Source organism: Streptomyces sp. NPDC054770 (assembly GCF_053611985.1).
Genome location: NZ_JBSHBL010000044.1, coordinates 16267 through 36473 on the forward strand (window position 1 = coordinate 16267; position 20207 = coordinate 36473).

The following is a 20207-nucleotide window of genomic DNA, read 5'->3' on the forward strand; positions in this document are numbered from 1 at the left end:
GGCCCGACAGTCACGGGCCGCGGGCACAGTCCGTGATCACCGGTGGGGTGCGTTCGACCCCGGTGGCCTGGCAGGGCGTTCCACGAAGGCCGTTGTCAGTGCCTCCGCCTACGGTTCGATCAGTGGGATCCGCGGGACAGACGGCGGATCCGTTACGGGGAGGGGTTTGGTCTGCCATGTCCATCGGTTCCGCCGCGGTGTCGACGACGTATCTGGAGCTGTCCCAGGAGGACGGTGCCGCGCACAAGTTCTACGAGGTGACCGTCGCCGACCTGGTCGTGACGGTGCGGTACGGCCGGATCGGCGCCGAGGGACAGACGCAGACGACGACGTTCGCGACGGCGGAGAAGGCACGGGCCGCTGCCGCGAAGAAGGTCGGCGAGAAGGTCCGCAAGGGGTACGCCCCCGCTGTACAGGGACAACGCGCGCCGCGTTCGGTGACCCGGCGTCAGGTCGCCTCGGCCCCCTCCACCGCGCGTTCCGCCGCGCCCGTGCTCTGGCGTTTTCGCACCGGCTCCGCGGCGTTCGGCATCCATGTCGACGACGACCGCTGCTGGGTCGGCAACCAGTCGGGCGATGTGTACACCCTGGACCACGAGGGCGGCGTGCTGGCCCGCTTCAGTCTGCCGGACGGCGTGAAGTGCCTGGTCGCCGACGACTTCTGGATCTACGCGGGCTGTGACGACGGCAGGGTGTACGACCTGTCCTCGAAACTGCCGTTCGTGGCCTACGACATCGCGGCGGACGTCGACATCTTCTGGCTGGACATCCACGAGGGCGTGCTGGACGTGTCCGACCGCGACGGCCGGCTCACCGTCATCGACCACGAGGACGAGCACCAGTGGGCCCGTCGCAGCCAGGGCGAGCAGGCCTGGATGGTCCGCGCCGACGAACGGGCCGTCTACCACGGCCACACCAGAGGCGTCACGGCCTACGCCCCCGACGGCGGCCGGGAGCTGTGGCACACGCCCACCAAGGGAGGGGTGCTGTTCGGCTGGCAGGACGGCGACGTGGTGTATGCGGGTACCGCCCACAAGGCGGTCCAGCGGCTGTCGAAGGCGACCGGTGCGATCGAGGTGACGTACACCTGCGACAGCGCCGTGTACTCGTGCGCGGCCTCGCCCGGCGGGCGGTTCGTGTTCGCCGGTGACGCGTCCTCGTCCGTCTACTGCTTCGCGCAGGACGGCACCCGGCTGTGGAAGCTGGGCACGGGCGGCGGCTCGGCGCTGTCGATGCAGTACCACGACGAGCGGCTCTACCTGGTGACCACCGACGGCTCGCTGGTCTGCGTGGACGCGAGCGAGGCGGCCGTCACCGCGGCCCAGCAGGGCACGGTGCCGGTGGCTCGGGACATCAAGCTGGCCGCGGCGATGCCGGCCTACGCACCGGCCACGGCCGTAGGCGCGGTGGCAACCATCGCGCAGGCGCCCACCGGGGCGATCGTCGTGGAGTGCGTCCAGGAGCCGGGCCGAATCCGGGTGCACGTCGTGTCCGACGGCTACGACCAGTCGCTGAACGTCCAGTTCCCACGGGCGATACGCGAGCCCGGGGCCCGCTATGTCGTGGACTCCCTGCACACGGCGGCCGGCGGCTTCTACCGGGTACGCGGTGACATCCGGCGACTGCTCTGACCGAACCCAGTCGACGAGATGCTCGATGGGGTGGTGGCGCTGAGCGGCTCGCTCAGTCGGTCCCGGTCCGCTGACGCTGTTCGGGGGGCCTCCCGGTCTTCAGGGGGCGAAGCCGTGCTCCGCAGGGGCGCGTCCGGCGGCGGGGACCCGGTTGGTCTCCTTCTGTGCGGGGTGAGCTTGCGGGTGCGGGGTGCTTTGAAGCCAGTGACGAGGCCGCGGTGCCGCGCTGACGGCCGCTCACCTGGGCCTGGCCTACTGCCAGGACGGCGTCCAGGGCGGGCCGCGGTTCGCCGGGCGCGGCCGAGGCTCGCCTCCGCACGTGTGCCGTCCTGCGGCTGCTGCCGCCCCGGTTCCCGGCGCCTTGGAGGTCGGCGTCCGCCCCGTGTCTCTCCCGTGGGGCGCCTACGCAGTGGTTTCCTCGCGCCCGACCGGGTAGCCTGCCGCGTTCCCCGCCCGGCCGCTGCGGCGCCCGTCCCAGAGACCACCTCGCCGGCCGCGCAGCCGTCCCACGCGCGGGTGACAGCGGCGTCCTGCCGGAGGCGATCAAGGTCGAGCCGGCGGCCGGGGTTCTGGGCGGATCAGCGGCCGGGGATGAAGCAGGTGAACGGACTCGTGCAGCCCCCTAGGCGTACCGACTAGTCGGTACTAGCCTCTGGCCACGCTCTCGGAGCCGGGCCGCCGCGCACTCCCGCCGCATCCACGCGAGCACCTGGTTTCCGGGTATCCCTGGGAGGAGCCGTATGTCCGCCGCTACGACGCCGTTCGACGCCGACAGACCCGCGCCCGATGCACCGTCCACAGGCGCCCGCGGCCCGCTGGCCCGGCTGTTCCGCCGCGAACTGGCGGACTATCCGCCCACCGGTCGCCGCATGGCGTATCTCGCGATCGTGGTCGTCACCACTGTCGTCCTGTACTACATGCTGTACATCCAGTACGCGGTGGCGACATCGATCATCACGCACTTCGGCATGACGTACCGCTACTTCATCTGGGTCTCGGTGATCGGCAATGCGATCGGGGCCTTCGCCTCGCTCGTGGCCGGTCTGGCGGACCGCTGGGGCCGGGCGAATCTGGTGGTCTACGGGCTGCTGATCGCCGCGCTGCTGGTCTTCTTCGGGCTGCCGAACTCGGCGAACAAGACCACCTATCTGGTGCTCTTCGCACTCGTCAGCTTCATCGAGGGCATCGTGCTGGTCGCCACTCCCGCGCTGATCAGGGACTTCTCCCCGCAACTCGGCCGGGCCACCGCGATGGGGTACTGGACGATGGGCCCGGTCATCGGCTCCCTGGTCGTCACCACCGTCACCAGCAACACCCTCGACCGCGCCACCTGGCAGGACGAACTGCGCTATGCGGCGACCGCCGGGGCCGTCGTCTTCGTCGTCGCGGTCTTCGCGCTGCGCGAGCTGTCCCCGGCGCTGCGCGACCAGATCATGGTGACGCTGCGGGACCGGGCACTGGTCGAGGCGCGCGCCAAGGGGCTGGACACCGAGGCGGTACGCCGTGGCGAGTGGCGGCAGATGATGCGCCTGGACGTGCTGGGCTCGGCCTTCGCCATCGCTGTGTTCCTGCTGCTGTACTACGCGGCGGTCGGCAACTTCGTCGTCTACTTCGCGACCCTCTTCGGCTACAGCGAGCAGCGCACCAACGCCCTGGCCAACTGGTACTGGGCGGCCAACGCCATCGCCCTGGTCCTGGTCGGCCTGCTCTCGGACCGGCTGAAGGTCCGCAAGCCCTTCATGATCGTCGGCGCGGCCGGCTCCGTCGTGGTGACCGCGGTCTTCGCCACCCGTGCCACCCACCCGGCCACCGACTACCACACCTTCGCCTGGCTGTTCGCCGGCATCGGCGTCTTCAGCGGCATCGCCTACGCGCCCTGGATGGCGAGCTTCACCGAGACGGTGGAGAAGCACAACCCGGCGGCGACCGCGGCGGGCCTGGCCGTGTGGGGCTGGACGGTGCGCATCGTGGTCGCCGTCTCCGCGGCCTTCATCCCGGTACTGGTCACCTCCGTGACCCCGCTCGTGGAGCACGGCGCCGAGGTCACCGCCGCCTCGGCCAAGGCGGCGCCCGCGCTGGCCGTCGTCGACGCGCACCCGGAGCTCTTCGCCGAGCTGGACAAGTACACCCCGGCCACCGTGCCGCCCGCGCTCAGCGCCCGTGCCGTCCGGGAGGTCGGCGCGCAGAACCTCGCCGTCGTGCAGAAGGCGGCGCCGCAGCTGAAGGTGCTGCAGGAGTACGGCGCCGAGGTCCAGAAGGCGTCGAAGGACGGGCCCGGCGAATGGCGCAACTGGTGGTGGATCTGCGTCGGCGGCCAGGTGCTGTTCCTGCCCTTCGTCTTCGTGATGGCGGGCCGCTGGAGCCCGAAGAAGGCGCGCATGGACGCGGAGGCGCACCAAGCTGCGGTCAACCGCGAGCTGGCCCTCCTCGCCGCCGCCGAGGAGTGAGCAAGGGCAGCGGGCGCAGGACCTGGCCGCCTGCGGCACGAATGCGGTCGGCGGGTGGGGCGCATACCGCGCTCGGGCGGTCGTCCGTGCGCGGGAGAAGAGCTCAGCCGGTGAGGAACATGCCGCGCCGCAGGCCCAGTTCGGACTCGGCCACGGTACGCGGCATGTCCGCCACAGGCGTCCTGCGCCGGCCGGCGCTGGTGTTGATGTAGGCGCTGGCGCCGTCGATCGCGACGAGAATGCGGGTGGCGGCGCCCCAGGGATCCGCGCAGGCGAAGACCCCGGCCGCCGCCCCGGCGGTGATGAGCTCCTCCAGGCGCCGGCACCACAGCAGTTCCTGCTTCACGGCATGGTCGCGCAGCACCGGACGGTAGCGCGCCAGGTGCCGCGCGTTGAGCCAGAGCTTGCTGACGTCGTCGAAGTCGGCGCTCGAGGTCAGGCCGAAGAACCTCCGGAAGGTGCGCAGGGGGTCGTCCGGCTCCGGCGGCACCAGCGTGTCGAGCTCCGCCATCGTGGCGTGGGTGAACGCCTCGGCGACCAGCTCGTCCGCAGCGGGGAAGTAATGGCCCACGAGTCCGGGCCGGACGCCCAGCTCGTCGGCGACCCGGCGCAGGGTGACGCACTCCAGGCCCTCGGTGAGCCCGATCCGCGCCGCCGTGGCGACGATCTCGCTGCGGCGTTCGGCAGGCGCCTTGCGGACGCGCCTGCCCGGGGCTCTTGACGTCATACGGCGAATGCTATTGAGTGGGCGACCAATAAAGCAATTGGTTGACCGCCCAATAAGCGGGATCGGCCAAAAACCGCCGCTCACAGCCGTGCGGCGAGGCAGCGGCCGGTGGGCGACGGGCCTCGTCGGCCGTGCCGGGCCGCGCCTTCTTGGGCCGGGCCGTCGGCGCAGCACCGTCAGGAGACCCACGTGAACGACTCCCCCACCGAGGCCGGTGAGCCCGCCGGATACGGCTGCCGGAAGGCGCCGGGACCGACCGTGCCGACCCGGGCCGCGGGCGGTGGCCGTCGCCATCCCCGGGCAGCTGCTCGCCGCCGTGGCCCACGCGGGGCTGCCGTCCCGGTTCGCGGCCGCCGGAGGTGTCTGCCTGCGGGTACGACGGCCGGCCGGGCCCTCGCCGGGCCGGCCGGCCGGCTCTGCCTCGCCTCGACGGTCGCGTCGCCGGCCACGGTCGCCCGCCCCGGCGAGAGCCGGCCGCACCTGGGGACCAACCTGCTCGAAGGCGACCCGGTCAAGCCCTTCCGGCCCCGCACCAGGCCCGCCGGCCCGGCACCCACGCCCCGCACGGAAGAAAGGAAGGCCTCCTGATGTCGTCCCCACCCTCCCCGGCCGCCGTTCCCGGCCCCGGGACGGGCCCGGACATGCGTGAGGTCGCGGTGTGGTCCGCCGGCCCGAACCCCGACCCCCGGCTTCCCCTTCGTCCCCCGCCCCTTGGAGGCACCATGTACGCCGTCACCGACCCCACCACCGGCGAGGTCGTCGAGACCTACCCGACCGCCACCGACGCCGAGGTCACCGCAGCCGTCGACGCCGCCCATGCCGCCGGCACCTGGGGCCGGACCAGCTCCGTGGCCGAACGCGCCGCGCTGCTGCGCCGCCTGGGCGACCTGCACGCCGAGCACAGCGCCGAACTCGCCGCGAGCATCGTGCGGGAGATGGGCAAACCGCTCACCGAGGCGGAGGGCGAGATCGGCTTCTGCGCCGACATCTACCACTACTACGCCGACCACGCCGAGGAGTTCCTCGCCGACGAGCCCCTCCACGTCACCTCCGGAGCCGGCACCGCCGTGGTGCGGCGCGGTCCCGTGGGCGTCCTGCTCGGCATCATGCCGTGGAACTTCCCGGCCTACCAGGTCGCCCGGTTCGCCGCCCCCAACCTCGCCGCCGGCAACACCATCGTCCTCAAGCACGCCCCGCAGTGTCCCGGTACGGCGGCGCTGCTGGAGCGGCTCTTCGCCGAGGCGGGCTTCCCGGCGGGCGCGTACGTCAACGTGTACGCCACCAACGAGCAGATCGCCGACGTGATCGCCGACCCCCGGGTGCACGGGGTCTCGCTCACCGGCTCCGAGCGGGCCGGGGCCGCCGTCGCCGAGATCGCCGGACGGCACCTGAAGAAGATCGTCCTGGAACTCGGCGGCTCCGACCCGTTCGTGGTGCTGTCCACCGACGACCTGGACGCCGTGGTCGACTCCGCAGTGGCCGCCCGCCTCGACAACACCGGCCAGGCATGCAACGCCGCCAAGCGGTTCGTGGTCGTGGCGGACCTGTACGACACGTTCGTGGAGCGGTTCACCGCCCGGCTGCTCGACTCCGCCACCGGGGCGCCGCTCTCCTCGGCGGCCGCCGCCGAGACCCTGGCCCGGCAGGTCCGCGAGGCCGTGGCGCAGGGCGCCACCCTGCACGGCTCCGGCGAACGGCAGGGCGCGTTCTTCCCGGCGGGCGTGCTCACCGGGCTGACCACCGAGCACGCGGCCGCCCGCCAGGAGCTGTTCGGACCGGTCGCGATGGTCTTCCCCGCCGCCGACGAGGACGACGCCGTACGGATCGCCAACGACACCCCCTACGGCCTCGGCTCCTACGTCTTCACCACCGACCCCGAACAGGCCGCCCGGGTCGCCGACCGCATCGAGGCCGGCATGGTCTTCGTGAACGGTGTCGGCGCGGAGGGCGCCGAGCTGCCCTTCGGCGGGGTGAAACGCTCCGGCTTCGGCCGGGAACTCGGCCGGCTCGGCATCGAGGAGTTCACCAACAAGAAGCTGATCCGCACGGTGGCCTGAGCCCCTGCGGTGGCAGGCCCTCCTCCTAACCCCCTCCCCCGGGCCGGCCTGCCGCGGTCATGCGCAGGCAACACCGTCGCCGACGCCGACGCCGTCCCGGCCGAGATACGAGCCGTACCCGACGCCGCCCCGGCCGAGATACGAGCCGTACCCCGGGGTCGCCCCCGCAGACGGGAGCAACCCCGCCAGCGCGGGCGGCGGTGCAGCCGGCGTAGCAGGTACAGCCGCCACCGCCGCCGTCGGAGCTCACCAAGTCTCCACCAGCCGAATCCGCCGTGACGGTCACCTTGACCCTGACCGTCTTCATCTCCGTGAGGTGGGCACCGGCCCGGGTACAGCCCTCTCCGCACCGGCAGCGATACCGGCAGCGATACCGGCGGAGATACCGGCGGAGATACCGGCGGAGATACCGGCGGAGAAGGCCACGACCAGAGCGGACCACACAACCCTTTCGCGAGCCCACTCGGATATGCAGTCACTCGTTCGTCACGGACGCCCGCCACGCCGTGCACCAGGACACCTGCCCGAGTACCACCCCGGCCGCCCCAACGCCGGTCGGCCTTCGGCCGTCGATGGTCATCAGGCCGGAACGTCCCAGAGCACGTGGAGGGCGGCCGGCTTGCGGAAGACCAGGCCGTACGGGGCCGCGGGCCGCTGCGGGTCGAGACGGAGTCCGGGGAGGCGCTCGAGCAGGCGCTGCACAGCGATGCGGGTCTCCAGGCGGGCCAGGTGGGCGGCGAGGCAGTGGTGCGGGCCGTGGGCGAAGGCCAGTTGAAGGCGGGCTTCGGCGCGCCGGACGTCGAATCGGTCCGGGTCCGCGAAGACGGCCGGGTCACGGTTGACGCCTGTCAGAGAGACGCTGACCAGGTCGCCGCGGCGGATGGCGGCCGGGCCGAGCACGGTGTCGCGAGTGGCGTAGCGGTCCACCACCGCCGCGCCGGGCTCCAGCCGCAGGGACTCCTCGACGGCTCCGTCCAGCAGGCCGGAATCAGCCTCCACCAAGGCGAGTTGAGCGGGATTCTGCAGCAGATGGAGCAGCGCGTTGGTGATCATCGCTTCGGTCGTCTCGATGCCGCCGAACATCAGCACCGCCGCATTGGAGGCCACCTCGGGCACATCCAGCTGCCCGGCTGCGGAGACGAGGAGCGACGAGGCGTGCGGGTCGGCGACGGTTGCCTCGACAGCGGCCCGTAGCTGCGCGTACGCGGCGAAACCCGCCGGGCCCGCCTCCAGGCCCTCGGTGATGTCCGAGACCGACCGCACGATCGCGTCGTACCAGGAAAGCACCGTGCCGGTGGTCGCCCCGACCAGCCCGAGAGCGTCGGTGACGACGGCCACCGCCAGCGGACCGGCGAAGGCGCGGCGCAGCTCGACGGCGCCCGCCGGTTCCAGTGCGGTGATGAGACGGTCGGTCTCCCGTTCTATGAACGCCGCGAAGCTGTCGTGCACCCTTCGAGGCCGGAAGGGGGCCGCGAAAGGCTCCCGGTGGCGGGTGTGCGCCGCGCCGTCCAGGGACAGCATGCTCGGTCCCACGACCCGGGCGGTGGTGAAACGCGGGTCGTCGACGGTGAAGGTGGCGGAGTCCCTCATCACATCCAGCCCGAGATCACGGCGGGTGACCAGCCAGCCGTTCAGCTCGGGCAGCCACGACACCGGCTCATGGGCACGGAGCAACGCCAGGCGCGGGTGCGGATCCCGGGCGAGTTCGGCGAGCGTGGTCGAGGCCCCGAGGGGGAACGAGACCGCGGTACTCATCGCCGTGTCCGGCCGGAAGGAGGGAAACGGTTCACGGAGCATCGTAACCACGGCGCCCTGTCCGCCCGTTCACCGGCCCCGGCGCGTGGACCCGGCCCCGGCGCGTGGACCCGGCCCCGGCGCGTGGACCCGGCCGCGCCGGGTGGCCCGGCCGCGAGCGTCGGCGCGGGAGCGGGAGCGGGAGCGGGCGGCCGGAGCGGGCGGCCGGAGTCGGTGGTAGGGCCACGGAGATGAGCGGGGCGCGTCCTCGCGAAAGCATGGGGTGGACCGGGACCGGGACCGGCACCCGGGCACGGAGACGAAGGGGTCGGCACATGGGCCCGCTACACGAGGCGCACCGCAAGGTCACCCTGGCCTCCTGGCCGACACCGCTCGAACCCGCCCCTCGGCTCGCACGGGCCCTGGGACTCGGGCCGGACGACCTGTGGATCAAACGGGACGACCTCATCGGGCTCGGCGGCGGAGGGAACAAGGTCCGCAAGCTCGAGTGGACCTGCGGACAAGCCCTCGCCGAGGGTGCGCGCACCCTCGTCACCAGCGGGGCGCCGCAGAGCAACCACGCCCGCCTCACCGCGGCGGCCGGGGCCCGGCCCGGCATGGACGTCGTACTCGTCCTCGCGGGCGGGCCCACCGGCACGGCCACGGGCAATCTGGCACTCGACGGCCTCCTCGGCGCGAGGGTCGTATGGGCCGGCGCGGTCGACGGGGCCGAACTCGCCGCCGTCCTCGACCGTGCCGCCGCGGGACTGCGCGACCAGGACGCGGCTCCGGCACTCATTCCCTTCGGTGGCTCGAGCCCCGTCGGCGCCCTCGGCCACGTCGACGGCGGGCGTGAACTCCTCGCGCAGGCTCCCGACCTGGCTACCGCCGTGGTCGCGCTGGGCAGCGGTGGGACGACGGCCGGGCCGGCGCGCGCCCTGGGCGAGGACCGCGTCCTGGGCGTGCACTGCGGCGCCGTGACGGATCCGGGACACACACTCGGCCTGCTCCTGACGGAGCTGTACACGCCCTCCCCCGCGCCGCGGCGGCCACGGCTGCGGCTCGACCAGGTCGGGGCCGGATACTCCCGCCTCACCGAACCGGTGGCGGAGGCCGTCCTCCTCGCCGCCCGGACCGAGGGACCCGTCCTGGACCCCGTCTACACCGGACGGGCCATGGCCGGGCTCGTCGCAGCCGTACGCGAGGGGGACATCCGCCCGGATGACCGCACCGTCTTCGTCCACACCGGAGGACTCCCCGGGCTCTTCCGCCACCAAGAGGCACTACGACAGGCCGGAGAGGTTCTCGCGGCCCGTGTCATGTGACCGGACAGCGTGGAGCATGCCACACGGGTAACAGACCCGGCATGACGGACTCACAGCGTGGAGATCTTCCTTGCGTCGATGAGCCACCGGTCCTGACGCCGGCCGGGACAGGAAGGCATCACTCCGCCTCGATCGCCGTGCTGACCCGGGTGAGAGCGGGTCGGCACGGCACCGAGCCGAACCCGAACCGCACGGGAGGCTCGATCGGTACGAGCGCACCCAGGTCCGCACCGTCCCAGGCGCCCGCCAGCCGGCGGACCGCCCGCAGATCCCGCAGGCCCTACCGCTCCCTGCGGCCTCCGCCCGTGCTGCCGCGGGTCCGTACGCCGGGCAGCAGCACCCGGGCAACGCCGTCTGCGACGACGGACCACGCCGCGCGGCAGGCAAGGGAGCCCGGGACGCCATGCAGCAGGCGGCCGAGGAACGTGCGGGGACCGGTGGCAAAGCCCAGGTCACACCCGGCCGGACCTCGGTGGTCGGGACAGTTCGACCGCACAGAGGACGCGCAGACGAAGCCACCGCGCCGCGCAGCCGTCACGTCACGAGCCCCACGATGCGGGTGGACCGCAGCTTCAGGCGCTGTGGACCCCGACCCCGCACAGCGAATACCCCCACTCGATACCACCGTCGAGACCACGGCACCGAGGCCTGGTGCCGTTCCGTGACCCGCCAGATGTCGAGGCAGAACTCGGCGCCCCCGAACAAGTCATTCACCACGTCCGACTCGCCACCGACTTCCGAGACCGTGACACCATCCACGGCCAGGAACGCGCCATCGGCCGACGAAGGGACAGCCGATGACTGGACGGTACGCCGAGGACCGAGCAGCCCGCCCTCGCCTCCGACCCCGCAGGAAACCTCACCCCGCGTGACGCGCACGTCCGCCCCCGGCCGACACTGTCCCACTTCTTCGTTCCCCCGCCCGGAGGCGGTTGGCTGACAGCACTGCCCTGAGGAGGAACGGCCTGATTCCTGACGCGAGGGACTGCGGTGTCCGGTCCCCTCTCTCGATGACGGCAAGCGCCTCGGCCGAGCCACATCCCCGTGAAGGGCAGAGGCAGAAGCAGCAAGTCCCCGTGGGCGAAGTCCCGGCCGATGACGCGGATCCGCAGTCCAATCCGGCGTCCCTCCTCAGCCCGTTCGAACTCGGCGGACGCCGGCCTTTGCCGTCTGAGTGGGCATTTCCTGCGACTGCCTGACCGAGCACCCCGATGCCGGCCAGGCGTCGGCGGTGACCGGTCGCTGCTCGCGGAGGGGACGGCGGGCTCGCCCTACGAGGGTGGGGTGGGCCGAGAGCATGACCGCGAAACCTGTTCACACCGTATAGAACAGATTCAGTACGGCTCGGGTGTCCAGGAGGGGTCACGGCCGAGCAGGGCGAGCAGCCGGCCGGCCGGCGGGGCGTCGTCGGGGACGGCGAGCCGTCGGCGGAAGGGCGCACCGGGCCCGCGGCCTTCGTCCGGGACCAGGGCGGCGACACGCAGTGCGGCGGCGGTGAGTTCGGCGGCGGGTTCCCATGGGGCGCCGATCGTCACCGCGATGTCCCAGGCGTGCACCACGTAGTCGAGCAGGTGGAAGCCGATCGCTGTCCTTCCGGGGACTGCGAAGCCTTCGCCCACTTCCGGCAGTGCGAACTGCCGCTCGAGTACGTCGTCTTCCGCGAACGCCGCGGTGGCCTCGTCCGCCGACGCCTCATATGCACCGGCCGGGTCGTCGCCGAGGTCGCCTTCTCGCCATACGGCCCACGGCTGACCCGCACCGTGGGCGGAGGCGGTGAACCCCCTGTTCTGGGTGACCAGATGGCGGAGCAGCCCGTACAGGGTCCAGTCCACGCACGGTGTCGCCCGCGTCAAGTGACCGGGTTTCACCCGGGAGACGAGCTGCCCGGTCAACAGCAGTGCCTGGCGGTCGAGTTGCCGCATGTCCATGGCCAGAGCGTAGGATCACCCAGCGGTCCGGCTCCAGGTCCAATAAGGTGTCAGATGACTGAGCCAATTGCCGTACTGAAGGCTGGCAACAGCCGAGCCGCCGGCGGAAGGCCGAGATGGACGTGTACGTCAGGCTCGACGGGCAGAGCGATCTGTCGGGCCAGATCTACCGCCAGCTGCGCACCGCGATCCACGACGGACTGCTGCGGCCCGGCGATCCGCTGCCAGCGACCCGGGAGCTGAGCCGCCGTCTCGCGGTGGCCCGCAACACCGTCGGTGTCGCCTATGAACGGCTCGTCGCCGAAGGCTACGCCGACAGCAGGGTCGGCTCCGGTACCTACGTGCGGACGGCGGGCCTGCCCGCGCGCGAGGCCGCGGCCGCCACCAACGCCACCGGCCCAGGACTGCGCCCCCGTGCCCTGTGGGCGGGTCTGTCCCCGTGGGCCGCTCCGGAGGCCACGGGGCCCGTGGCGGCGGCCTATGACTTCCGGGTCGGTCTGCCGGACGCCCGGCTCTTCCCGTACGACGCCTGGCGTCCCCTGATCGCCCGGGAACTGCGCCTGTCAGGGGCCGGGGCCGTCGGGTACGGCGATCCTGCCGGCCATGCCGGGCTGCGGGCCGCGCTCGCCCGGCACATCGGGCTCTCCCGCGGGGTGCGGGCCGGCCCGGACGACCTGCTGGTGACCACCGGCACGCAGCAGGCCCTGGACCTCATCGGGCGGGTGCTACTGGAACCGGGCGACCGGGTGGCTGTCGAACAGCCCGGCTACCCGCCGGCCCGGCTGCCGTTCCTGGCGCAGGGTGCCGTGGTCACGGGCGTGGCGGTGGACGCCGAGGGCTTGCTGGTGGACGCCATCCCCCCGGACACCCGTGCGGTGTACGTCACCCCTGCCCATCAGTTCCCGCTCGGCATGCCGATGTCACTGCGACGCAGAACAGCACTGCTGCGGTGGGCGCGGCGCCACGGCGCGGCAGTGATCGAGGACGACTACGACAGCGAGTTCCGGTTCGGCGGACGGCCCGTCGAGACGCTGCAGAGTCTGGACCGGAGCGGCCATGTCATCTACGTAGGGTCGTTCTCCAAGGTGATGATGCCCTCATTACGAGTCGGATTCCTGGTGGCGCCCGCTGCGCTGCGCACGGCGTTGCGCACCGCCAAGTACGCCGCCGACTGGCATACGGCGGTCGCCACACAGGCGGCGCTCGCACGTTTCGTCGACGACGGGCTGCTCGCCCGGCACATCCGCCGGATGCAGCACACATACGCGGCCCGCCACCAGGTCGTTGTCGGTACGCTCACCGACCGCTTCGCAGACCTGGCAGAGCCGGTGCCGACCGCCGCGGGCCTGCACGTGACCGCGTTCACCCGGGGCCCCCTCGCCGACCCCGGTAACCTCGCAGCAAGGACACGCCGGGCCCGCGCATCCGGCGTGGCCGTCCACACCCTGGCAGAGGTGACTGCAGACCGTTCTGCACGCCCTGGCCTCGTCTTCGGCTACGGCTCGATCAGCACCCCGGACATCGAGCCAGGCCTCCAGCGCACACTCGGCGAGCCAAGAGAGCCCTGAACAGCTGCAGAGGCCTGGCTGCGGCCCGAGCCCGGTACTGGACAGCCGAGCCCGGACGGCCGGCTCTGCACGACCTCTCCGGCCCTGACGAAACCGAACAGGGCACTCTCAACGGAACACCGGCCAACAGGAACAGACCCCGAGCCAGGGTCCATGTGCGTGAGTGTTCCGCAAACCGCCCTAGGCCGTATCCGCAAGATCAAGAAAGCCAGAACCGGAGACAGGCGACAGTGACGGAGCCGGCAACGGCCCGATCACCGCCCACGCCTGATCAGTCAGCTCATGACGACGCACCACGAACCGACCAACTACCAACCCACTTCGCGGACACGACCTGGGGCCTGTCCGGCGGATCATGTTGCTCGCCCTGCGTCGGGATCATTGTTCTGGGCGTGGGGCGCGGCGATCTGACGAACGATGAGTGGGCGCGGTTGGTGCCACATCTGCCGAAGTCCGGTCGCCGGGGCGGTCGGTGGAGTGATCACCGTACGGTGATCAACGGGATCTTGTTCCGGGTCGCACCGAGGTACCGTGGCGGGACCTGCCGGAGCGGTTCGGTAGCTGGAAGACGGTCTATGAGCGGCACCGCCGGTGGTCGGCAGACGGAACCTGGGATCGGATTCTCCGGGCCGTCCTTGCCGACGCGGATGCCCAAGAACGCATCGACTGGAGCATGGTGAGTGTGGACTCCACCTCTTGCCGGGCTCATCAGCATGCGGCCGGGGCGCCTCGCCGGGTGCCGCGAATCCCCAAGAGGCGCTCGGTCCCGCGCCAGCACCACCCCGACGAAGGTCTCGGCCGTTCCCGCGGCGGCCTCACCAGCAAGATCCACCTCGCTGGTGAGGGCGGCCGACGACCGTTGGCCCTGCCGACTACTCCCGGCCACTGGGGCGACAGCCTCACGCAGGAATCGCCGCTACCTGCGGAGGCGACAGATCAAGCACACCATTCCCGAGCCGAGAGATCAGGGTGCCAACCGCCAACGTCGAGGCAGAGACGGTGGTCGACCCACTGGTATCAACCCGGAGATGTACCGGCGCCGCAATGAGGTGGAGCGCACGATCAACAGGCTCAAGCACTCACGGGCTTCTGGCCACACGCTGCGACGAGCGATCCTACGTCTTCCAGGGAACGGTCACAGCGGCCTCGATCCGCCTGTGGCTCCGCCTTTGATCAGCCCGCTTCCCCAGGCGGAGCCAGGCGATTCTTGTCATAGAAGCTGTTGAGCCACCTGGCGGCGGAAACCTGCCTCTCGGTAGCGTCTGGCTGCATGGCGCCGGCGATCCAGAAGAGCTGACCGAGCGGCGGCGTGACCCCGTTGACCCAGGAAGCGAGTCTGTACAAGTTGCCACCGCTCAAGGCGATTACAGCTCGATGCACTTGGTCCGTTTCCTCCCCGTCGTATGTCTTCAGGACCCGCAGTGCGAGATCCACCTCTTCAGGGGAAAACGACGTGAAACACATTGCTCGCACTTCATCGGACACAGCCACTTCGTCAGCATGCGGCTGGGGCTCCTGGTGCACAAGGCAGCGGGAGATCGAACGAGCAGCCCACGAAGCTCCCTCCCATGATCCGCCGGACAGACCCTGGCCACTCCTTCTGAGGGTTGACCTTGCCCCTGGGACAAGTCCCACAGTGGCGCTATGAACACCGGATCAACTCAGGAACGGCTCCTGGCCGAACAGCGTGCCTACTACAGCGCCCTTGCGCCGGACTATCTTGACCAGCTACTCGATCTTCCCGGTGGCGCTGAACTGGCGGAGGCGCTCGACGCGTTCCGGCCGGCGGGCAGCGTGCTGGAACTGGCCTGTGGTCCCGGTACCTGGACCCCTCAGCTGCTCCGCCACGCCAGCGACGTCACTGCCGTCGATGCGTCCCCGGAAATGCTCGCGATCGCCGCGGGCCGCGTCTCTGATGGTGCCCAGGTGAGATTCGTCGAGGCTGACCTGTTCGCCTGGGAACCTGACCGCCGTTATGACGTCGTCTTCATGGGATGCTGGCTCTCGCACGTGCCGGCCAGGCGATTCCAGTCATTCTGGTCTCTGGTGGCCGCTGCCCTCACGCCGCAGGGCCGGGTGTTCTTCGTCGATGACCACTACCGAACGCCACAGGAGCTCGTCGGGGGCCCGGCATCGTCCACCATCCAGCGGCGCACCCCTGATGGGACGGCCTACCGCATCGTAAAAGTTCCGTATGAGCCGGCAGAGCTGGAAAGACAGCTTCGCGAACTCGGCTGGGACATCACAGTTACGCCGACAGCCGGCCCGTTCTTCTGGGGCGCCGGCAACCGGGCTGGGCAGTCTTGATCACGACCGGAGCCAGATCATGACTGCGGCAGCGGTAACGGTGCCCAGGTAGACGTATCCGCGCTTGTCGTAGCGGGTGGCGCGGTTGCTGTACGCCTTGTCGGCACTCACGCTGTCAGGCGTGCGACGCGGACGCCTCAACCCAGTTCTGGGCACCCGGATCTTCTCCTTCACCGCCAAAAAACTGGGTGCAGTCCGCCCGCTGGCCTGGCGTGATGACCAGCGACAACGGACGACGCCTGGCGTCCGAGGCGAGGTGGACCTTGGTGGTCAGCCCCCCACGGGAGCGGCCGAGCCCTTCACCTGCCGCACCGCCTCCGCCGGCAGGCCAGCCCAGTGCACGCGTACGTGCCGTCCCCAGTGTCTCGCGCAGCGCAGTGGCCTCGCTGCCGAAGCCGGACAGCTGGCACGCTTCTTCCGCGACCCGCCCTCCAAAGCAGTTCGACCACACCGGTCCGCAGTTCCTGCTCAGCCTGGTCCGGACCGTGCGGCCGCTGTCAGTGGCCTCTGTCAGGATTCCCCGGTCAACGCCATGATCGGGAGACTCTATGGGAACTTGGGACGCCGGCCCTTTCGACAACGACACCGCGGCGGACTTCTGCGGCGACCTTGACGAGGCACTCGCAGGCGAACGCGAGGGCATCGTTCGCAGTGCTTTCACATGTGCGATCGACACTGCGGACTACCTCGAAGCGCCCGCATCAGATGTAGCGGTGGCCGCGGCCGCCCTCGTCGCGGCGCAGTGTCCGGGGGGTGAGCCTGCCGATCCGGTTTATGGGCCGAAAGAGCCCCTTCCCGATCTCACCGGCCTGCGCGATCTCGCCCTCCGGGCCCTCGACCGTGTCATGACCGAGCCGTCCGAGCTGATGGAGCTATGGGCCGAGCCGGATGGCGGCACCTGGCATGCGAACATGCGCCAGTTGCGGAACGTGCTTTTGCCACGGCCTCCCGGAGAACAGCTCGGCGTGATCTGACCCACCGCAACTGCTGCTTGAGTCCTGCCTGAAAGGCCACCATGAGCTGGGACCTGCTCCTCCTCCGCCTGCCCGACGACATCACCTCGATCCACGAGCTTCCTGCCGACTGCCCTGCGGACCCGTTGGGCCGGCGACGCGACGTGCTCGCGGCTGTCGCCCAGGCCGTTCCCGGCGTTGATATCTCGGACCCCACGTGGGGCGAACGTTCCGGTCCCACGTGGTCGATCGAACTCGACATCGGCTCGGAAGACCCAGTGGATTCGATCATGCTCCACGTCCAGGGCTCCGGCGACGACATGCTCACGCCCGTCTTCCGTCTGGCCGAAGCACTGCAGTGCAAAGTCCTCGACTGCGCAGACGGCGACCTGATCACGCCGGGGCAAGCATCAGGCCGGCATGCCTTCCAGCAGTTCCGTGACCGCCTGATCGGAGCCGCTCAGTGATGCCTCCCGGCCGGATGATCACACCCGATGAAGGCGACGGGGATCCCCAACCCCTATGGCTCAGCGACAGGCCGGCCACCTCCGAGCTGCGGGTTCGGATGCACGCCGAGCACATCAATGCGTAAAAGACCGACACGGCCGTAGCGGGCGCTCGTCCTCGACAGCTGCTTCTCGTCGGCGGCTTCGACCAGCTCGTTGACGAGCTTGGCGGCCTGCACGTAGCGGACGCGGAAGCCATGCATCGCAGCCCCCGTGCCCAGGGCGATCAGCAGGTGGGACTTGCCGGTGCCGGAATCGCCGATCAGGCAGAACGGCTTGCCCTTCTTGGCCCATTCGCGGCGAGCCGTGTCCGCGGGACAAGCCGATTCGGCCGCCCCCAGCCCCAACAGGCCCCAACAGGAGTCGGCAGGACGTCTGGAGCCCCCTGTGTGCGGAGATGAAGGCGGGGATCGGGGATCGGGGATCGGGGATCGGGGATTGGGTGTGACGGCCGTGGGGCCCCGCCCCGGTCACCGCCACCGCCACCGGCGTCGATGAGGTCACCCGGACCCTGGCCCTGGCCAAAGGGTTCCGCCGGCTGCCGGGAAGCCCGGTCGGCCCGACGCCTTGCTCGGCGACGGGAGATATGACGCCAGCCGCAACCGCCAGGAGCTGTGCGGGCGCCGGATCCTGCCGGTGATCTCCCGCAACGCCGCCCAGGGCGTCAAAGGCCTGGGCAGGCTCCGTCACGTCGTCGGCCAGGCGTTCTCGCGCCAGCACCGTTCAGATGCCTGGCCGTACGCCGGGAACGACGCCCCGACCTGCACGAGCCCTTGGCCTGCCCAGCCTGCGGCCTTGTCGGTGGGAAACGGCTGAAGAGGAGCCGCCCATGGCCGTGGTGCGGGTCTGCGTCCCCGGCCGCGACGCCGCCACCGGATCCTCAGGTGGAGCGGTCGTCCAGCCTGACCGCCCAGAGCGATTCGTCGTAGCTGCCGCAGGCGTCCAGGCCGAACTCCGCCTCCCCCGACGCCTCGGCACCCGATCCGTCGTAAAGGACCACGGGCAGAGGCGGGTTGAGGAGAAGCTTCTGCCGGCGGATGTCAGCCAGGCTCCTGTCCTGGCAGAGGAGGACCCGGCCGATGCCGTCCCGCAGGGTGAAGTCGGCCCAGATGCGGGGCGGACAGTCACCTGCGACATACGAGATGACCGTTCCGCTCTCACCGTCCCTGTGAAGGCGCCCGCAGTTCCCGCAGACGTACAGCGACGAGAACGACGCTTCCACGGCCCGCTGCCGCTCCTGGGTGCCGAGATCGGCAGGGGCGGGCCAGGCGATCTGGTCGAAGAGCTCGTCAGGGACGAGCCGGAACTGCTGACTCGGGTTGCGGGAACCGCTGAAGACGTTGCCGCATCCGCACTTGAAGCCGCCCATGGCCCTCCCTTTCTGAAGAGTTTCTACCAGGCCGGCACGGGTTTGCCGGTAACGGGCAGGCCCAGGACCGATCCGCGCGCAGCGACGACGAAGCTGTCATGAAGGCGTGCAGGGCCGGCCCGGAGCGCTGGCCGACGAAGCCGCGGCACGTGTCGCAGCTGTGCTGTCTGCAGAGGCGGGAACGGCGTACCGGCTCCGGGGCGGGTCCCGTCTCCGAGCGAGGGGCTTTGGACTGGGTGCCAAGGGCCGGTGCGCGGGTGCGACCCCGTGCGCGCCGAGCGTCCGCCCGCTGCCCGCTGCCCACTGTCCGCGACTTGGCCCTGGCCGATGCAGCACGCCGCACGAGGCACCGTTGGGTGCGGACGGCGCCCGTGCGAGAGGACCGGCCCGGATATCCCTGAGCACGGGGACTTCACCGAGGATCGCCGTGGCGGCTCAGGGGCGGGGAGCGGCCCGGGTGTGCGGGCAGGGACCGCCTGCCGCCCGGTAAATGTGTCGCGTGGTGCCGAAGGGGGCCGGGATACTGCCTCGGTGCCCGATACCGCGCTGCCCGAGCTGCTTCGGCCCCGTGCTCTGAGGCCCGGAGATCTCGTCGTTGTCGCATCGCTGTCCGGGCCGCTCCATGCCGTGTACGAGCCCGACCTCGAGCAGGCGGTGGCCGTGCTCGAGCGGATGGGGTTCCGCGTGCGCCGGGCACCGCTGCTCGAAGCTGGGCGGGGCCGTTGGTGGAGCGCGGCCGCACCCGCGGAGATCGCCGCGGAGTTCAATGCGCTGCTGCGTGATCCCGAGGTGCGCGCGATCATCGCGCACGACGGCGGTCAGACGGCACTCGGCTACCTCGATCTGATCGACATCGAGGCGATCGCTGCCGATCCCAAGCCGATCCTCGGCTACAGCGACATCTCGCTGCTGCATCTCGTGCTCTACGCGCGCACGGGACTGGTCGGCTTCCATGCGGACCTGGCCACCCCAGGGCTCGGCGGGCACTGGCAGGCCGTACCCGCAGCGCGCAGAGCGGAACTCGAAAGGCTCTACTCGACGCTGCTCACCGGCGGCGAGGCGATCGGTTCCCTGCCGGCCGGCACGGCGTGGGAGTGCTGGCGTGCCGGCCGCGCCGAGGGCCGGCTGATCGGCGGGGTGATCAATCGCATCGTGCTGGCACAGGCGACGCGCTACGCGCTGCCGCTCGAATGGTTCGACGGCGCGGTGCTGTTCTGGGAGGAGACCGGCGGCCAGGCGCCGTATGTATGGAGCTACCTGCAGGTACTGCGGCACTCCGGCATCCTCGACCGGATCTGCGGCATGGTCGTGGGCATCCCGCACGCGATCGACGGACTCGACTCACCCGATGCGTCCCCGTCCCTGGCCGAGATCGTCCTCGACGTCCTGGGCGACCGTGACATCCCGGTCCTGGGCAACGTCGAGTTCGGACACGCCGGCCCGAACCTGCCGATGCCGGTCGGCATCCGCGCCGCCCTCGACGCGCAGCAGCGAACGTTGTCGCTGCTCGAACCGGCCGTGTGTCCGCCCGCGGCGACCGGAGCAAGCGGCTGAGCGACACATCCATGTGCGCCGGCAGCCTCGGCGGAAGGCCGGCCAGGACTGCCCATGACACCACCGGCACAGATGAGCAGCAAGCTCCTCCTGCCCACCGA

At 70.9% G+C, this 20207-nt stretch carries 14 protein-coding genes and 3 pseudogenes; 11 read left to right on the forward strand and 6 right to left on the reverse strand.

What is annotated here, in order from left to right; all coding sequences use genetic code 11:
* Positions 1-176: 176 nt before the first annotated feature.
* A complete protein-coding gene (locus ACWGKQ_RS31820) occupies positions 177-1631 on the forward strand; it encodes a WGR domain-containing protein (RefSeq protein WP_453295460.1) in 1455 nt (484 codons plus the stop codon).
* A 740-nt stretch (positions 1632-2371) separates the two neighbouring features.
* The gene (locus ACWGKQ_RS31825) at positions 2372-4078 is read left to right on the forward strand and encodes an MFS transporter (protein ID WP_453295461.1); all 1707 of its coding nucleotides are present in this window, start codon (positions 2372-2374) and stop codon (positions 4076-4078) included.
* 103 nt (positions 4079-4181) lie between these two features.
* Here the strand turns inward: ACWGKQ_RS31825 and ACWGKQ_RS31830 are convergent, their stop codons facing one another.
* Entirely contained in the window at positions 4182-4805 is a 624-nt protein-coding gene (locus ACWGKQ_RS31830; protein WP_453295462.1) for a TetR family transcriptional regulator C-terminal domain-containing protein, read from the reverse strand.
* A 189-nt stretch (positions 4806-4994) separates the two neighbouring features.
* Between ACWGKQ_RS31830 and ACWGKQ_RS31835 the strand changes: the two genes are divergently transcribed.
* Both ACWGKQ_RS31835 and ACWGKQ_RS31840 read left to right on the forward strand, forming a co-directional pair.
* Positions 4995-5393, forward strand: coding sequence for a hypothetical protein (locus ACWGKQ_RS31835; RefSeq protein WP_453295463.1), 399 nt, complete (start codon positions 4995-4997; stop codon positions 5391-5393).
* A 134-nt stretch (positions 5394-5527) separates the two neighbouring features.
* On the forward strand, positions 5528-6862 hold the full coding sequence (locus tag ACWGKQ_RS31840; protein WP_453295464.1) for an NAD-dependent succinate-semialdehyde dehydrogenase: 1335 nt from the start codon (positions 5528-5530) through the stop codon (positions 6860-6862).
* Positions 6863-7441: 579 nt separating this feature from the next.
* Here ACWGKQ_RS31840 and ACWGKQ_RS31845 read toward each other — a convergent pair.
* Positions 7442-8617: a cytochrome P450 gene (locus ACWGKQ_RS31845; protein ID WP_453295465.1), complete on the reverse strand. Its 1176-nt coding sequence runs from the start codon at positions 8615-8617 to the stop codon at positions 7442-7444.
* A gap of 314 nt (positions 8618-8931) precedes the next feature.
* Here ACWGKQ_RS31845 and ACWGKQ_RS31850 point away from each other — a divergent pair, with 314 nt between their 5' ends.
* Positions 8932-9921: a pyridoxal-phosphate dependent enzyme gene (locus ACWGKQ_RS31850; protein WP_453295466.1), complete on the forward strand. Its 990-nt coding sequence runs from the start codon at positions 8932-8934 to the stop codon at positions 9919-9921.
* A gap of 1334 nt (positions 9922-11255) precedes the next feature.
* On the opposite strand, the gene ACWGKQ_RS31855 is transcribed toward ACWGKQ_RS31850, so the two are convergent.
* Positions 11256-11849, reverse strand: a complete 594-nt coding sequence (locus ACWGKQ_RS31855) for a TIGR03086 family metal-binding protein (RefSeq protein ID WP_453295467.1) — start codon at positions 11847-11849, stop codon at positions 11256-11258.
* A gap of 116 nt (positions 11850-11965) precedes the next feature.
* Here ACWGKQ_RS31855 and pdxR point away from each other — a divergent pair, with 116 nt between their 5' ends.
* From pdxR to ACWGKQ_RS31870, 3 genes and pseudogenes are all read left to right on the forward strand, one after another.
* Positions 11966-13417, forward strand: a complete 1452-nt coding sequence (pdxR, locus tag ACWGKQ_RS31860) for a MocR-like pyridoxine biosynthesis transcription factor PdxR (protein WP_453295468.1) — start codon at positions 11966-11968, stop codon at positions 13415-13417.
* Positions 13418-13809: 392 nt separating this feature from the next.
* Positions 13810-14590, forward strand: a pseudogene (locus tag ACWGKQ_RS31865) (IS5 family transposase).
* A 471-nt stretch (positions 14591-15061) separates the two neighbouring features.
* Entirely contained in the window at positions 15062-15724 is a 663-nt protein-coding gene (locus ACWGKQ_RS31870; protein ID WP_453295469.1) for a class I SAM-dependent methyltransferase, read from the forward strand.
* Between the two features lie 184 nt (positions 15725-15908).
* On the opposite strand, the pseudogene ACWGKQ_RS31875 reads toward ACWGKQ_RS31870, so the two are convergent.
* A pseudogene (locus tag ACWGKQ_RS31875) lies at positions 15909-16043 on the reverse strand (IS5-like element ISNeu3 family transposase); the annotation flags it as partial.
* A 229-nt stretch (positions 16044-16272) separates the two neighbouring features.
* Between ACWGKQ_RS31875 and ACWGKQ_RS31880 the strand changes: the two are divergent.
* Both ACWGKQ_RS31880 and ACWGKQ_RS31885 read left to right on the forward strand, forming a co-directional pair.
* Positions 16273-16698 (forward strand): DUF4259 domain-containing protein, encoded by a 426-nt coding sequence (locus ACWGKQ_RS31880; RefSeq protein ID WP_453295470.1) that lies wholly within the window; start codon positions 16273-16275, stop codon positions 16696-16698.
* Positions 16699-16739: 41 nt separating this feature from the next.
* Positions 16740-17144 (forward strand): hypothetical protein, encoded by a 405-nt coding sequence (locus ACWGKQ_RS31885; RefSeq protein WP_453295471.1) that lies wholly within the window; start codon positions 16740-16742, stop codon positions 17142-17144.
* A gap of 104 nt (positions 17145-17248) precedes the next feature.
* On the opposite strand, the pseudogene ACWGKQ_RS31890 reads toward ACWGKQ_RS31885, so the two are convergent.
* Positions 17249-17479, reverse strand: a pseudogene (locus ACWGKQ_RS31890) (ATP-binding protein); the annotation flags it as partial.
* A 584-nt stretch (positions 17480-18063) separates the two neighbouring features.
* The gene (locus ACWGKQ_RS31895) at positions 18064-18552 is read right to left on the reverse strand and encodes a hypothetical protein (RefSeq protein WP_453295472.1); all 489 of its coding nucleotides are present in this window, start codon (positions 18550-18552) and stop codon (positions 18064-18066) included.
* A gap of 546 nt (positions 18553-19098) precedes the next feature.
* On the opposite strand from ACWGKQ_RS31895, the gene ACWGKQ_RS31900 reads away from it, so the two are divergent.
* Positions 19099-20106: a S66 peptidase family protein gene (locus tag ACWGKQ_RS31900; RefSeq protein ID WP_453295518.1), complete on the forward strand. Its 1008-nt coding sequence runs from the start codon at positions 19099-19101 to the stop codon at positions 20104-20106.
* Positions 20107-20207 lie beyond the last annotated feature (101 nt).

Excerpts from the sequence above, each read along its gene's own strand:
- ACWGKQ_RS31845 (WP_453295465.1), bottom strand. The coding sequence starts at position 8,617 with ATGAGTACCGCGGTCTCGTTCCCCCTCGGGGCCTCGACCACGCTCGCC.
- pdxR (WP_453295468.1), top strand. The coding sequence starts at position 11,966 with ATGGACGTGTACGTCAGGCTCGACGGGCAGAGCGATCTGTCGGGCCAG.
- ACWGKQ_RS31840 (WP_453295464.1), top strand. The coding sequence starts at position 5,528 with ATGTACGCCGTCACCGACCCCACCACCGGCGAGGTCGTCGAGACCTAC.
- ACWGKQ_RS31850 (WP_453295466.1), top strand. The coding sequence starts at position 8,932 with ATGGGCCCGCTACACGAGGCGCACCGCAAGGTCACCCTGGCCTCCTGG.
- ACWGKQ_RS31855 (WP_453295467.1), bottom strand. The coding sequence starts at position 11,849 with ATGGACATGCGGCAACTCGACCGCCAGGCACTGCTGTTGACCGGGCAG.
- ACWGKQ_RS31825 (WP_453295461.1), top strand. The coding sequence starts at position 2,372 with ATGTCCGCCGCTACGACGCCGTTCGACGCCGACAGACCCGCGCCCGAT.
- ACWGKQ_RS31830 (WP_453295462.1), bottom strand. The coding sequence starts at position 4,805 with ATGACGTCAAGAGCCCCGGGCAGGCGCGTCCGCAAGGCGCCTGCCGAA.
- ACWGKQ_RS31885 (WP_453295471.1), top strand. The coding sequence starts at position 16,740 with ATGAGCTGGGACCTGCTCCTCCTCCGCCTGCCCGACGACATCACCTCG.
- ACWGKQ_RS31870 (WP_453295469.1), top strand. The coding sequence starts at position 15,062 with ATGAACACCGGATCAACTCAGGAACGGCTCCTGGCCGAACAGCGTGCC.
- ACWGKQ_RS31820 (WP_453295460.1), top strand. The coding sequence starts at position 177 with ATGTCCATCGGTTCCGCCGCGGTGTCGACGACGTATCTGGAGCTGTCC.
- ACWGKQ_RS31880 (WP_453295470.1), top strand. The coding sequence starts at position 16,273 with ATGGGAACTTGGGACGCCGGCCCTTTCGACAACGACACCGCGGCGGAC.
- ACWGKQ_RS31895 (WP_453295472.1), bottom strand. The coding sequence starts at position 18,552 with ATGGGCGGCTTCAAGTGCGGATGCGGCAACGTCTTCAGCGGTTCCCGC.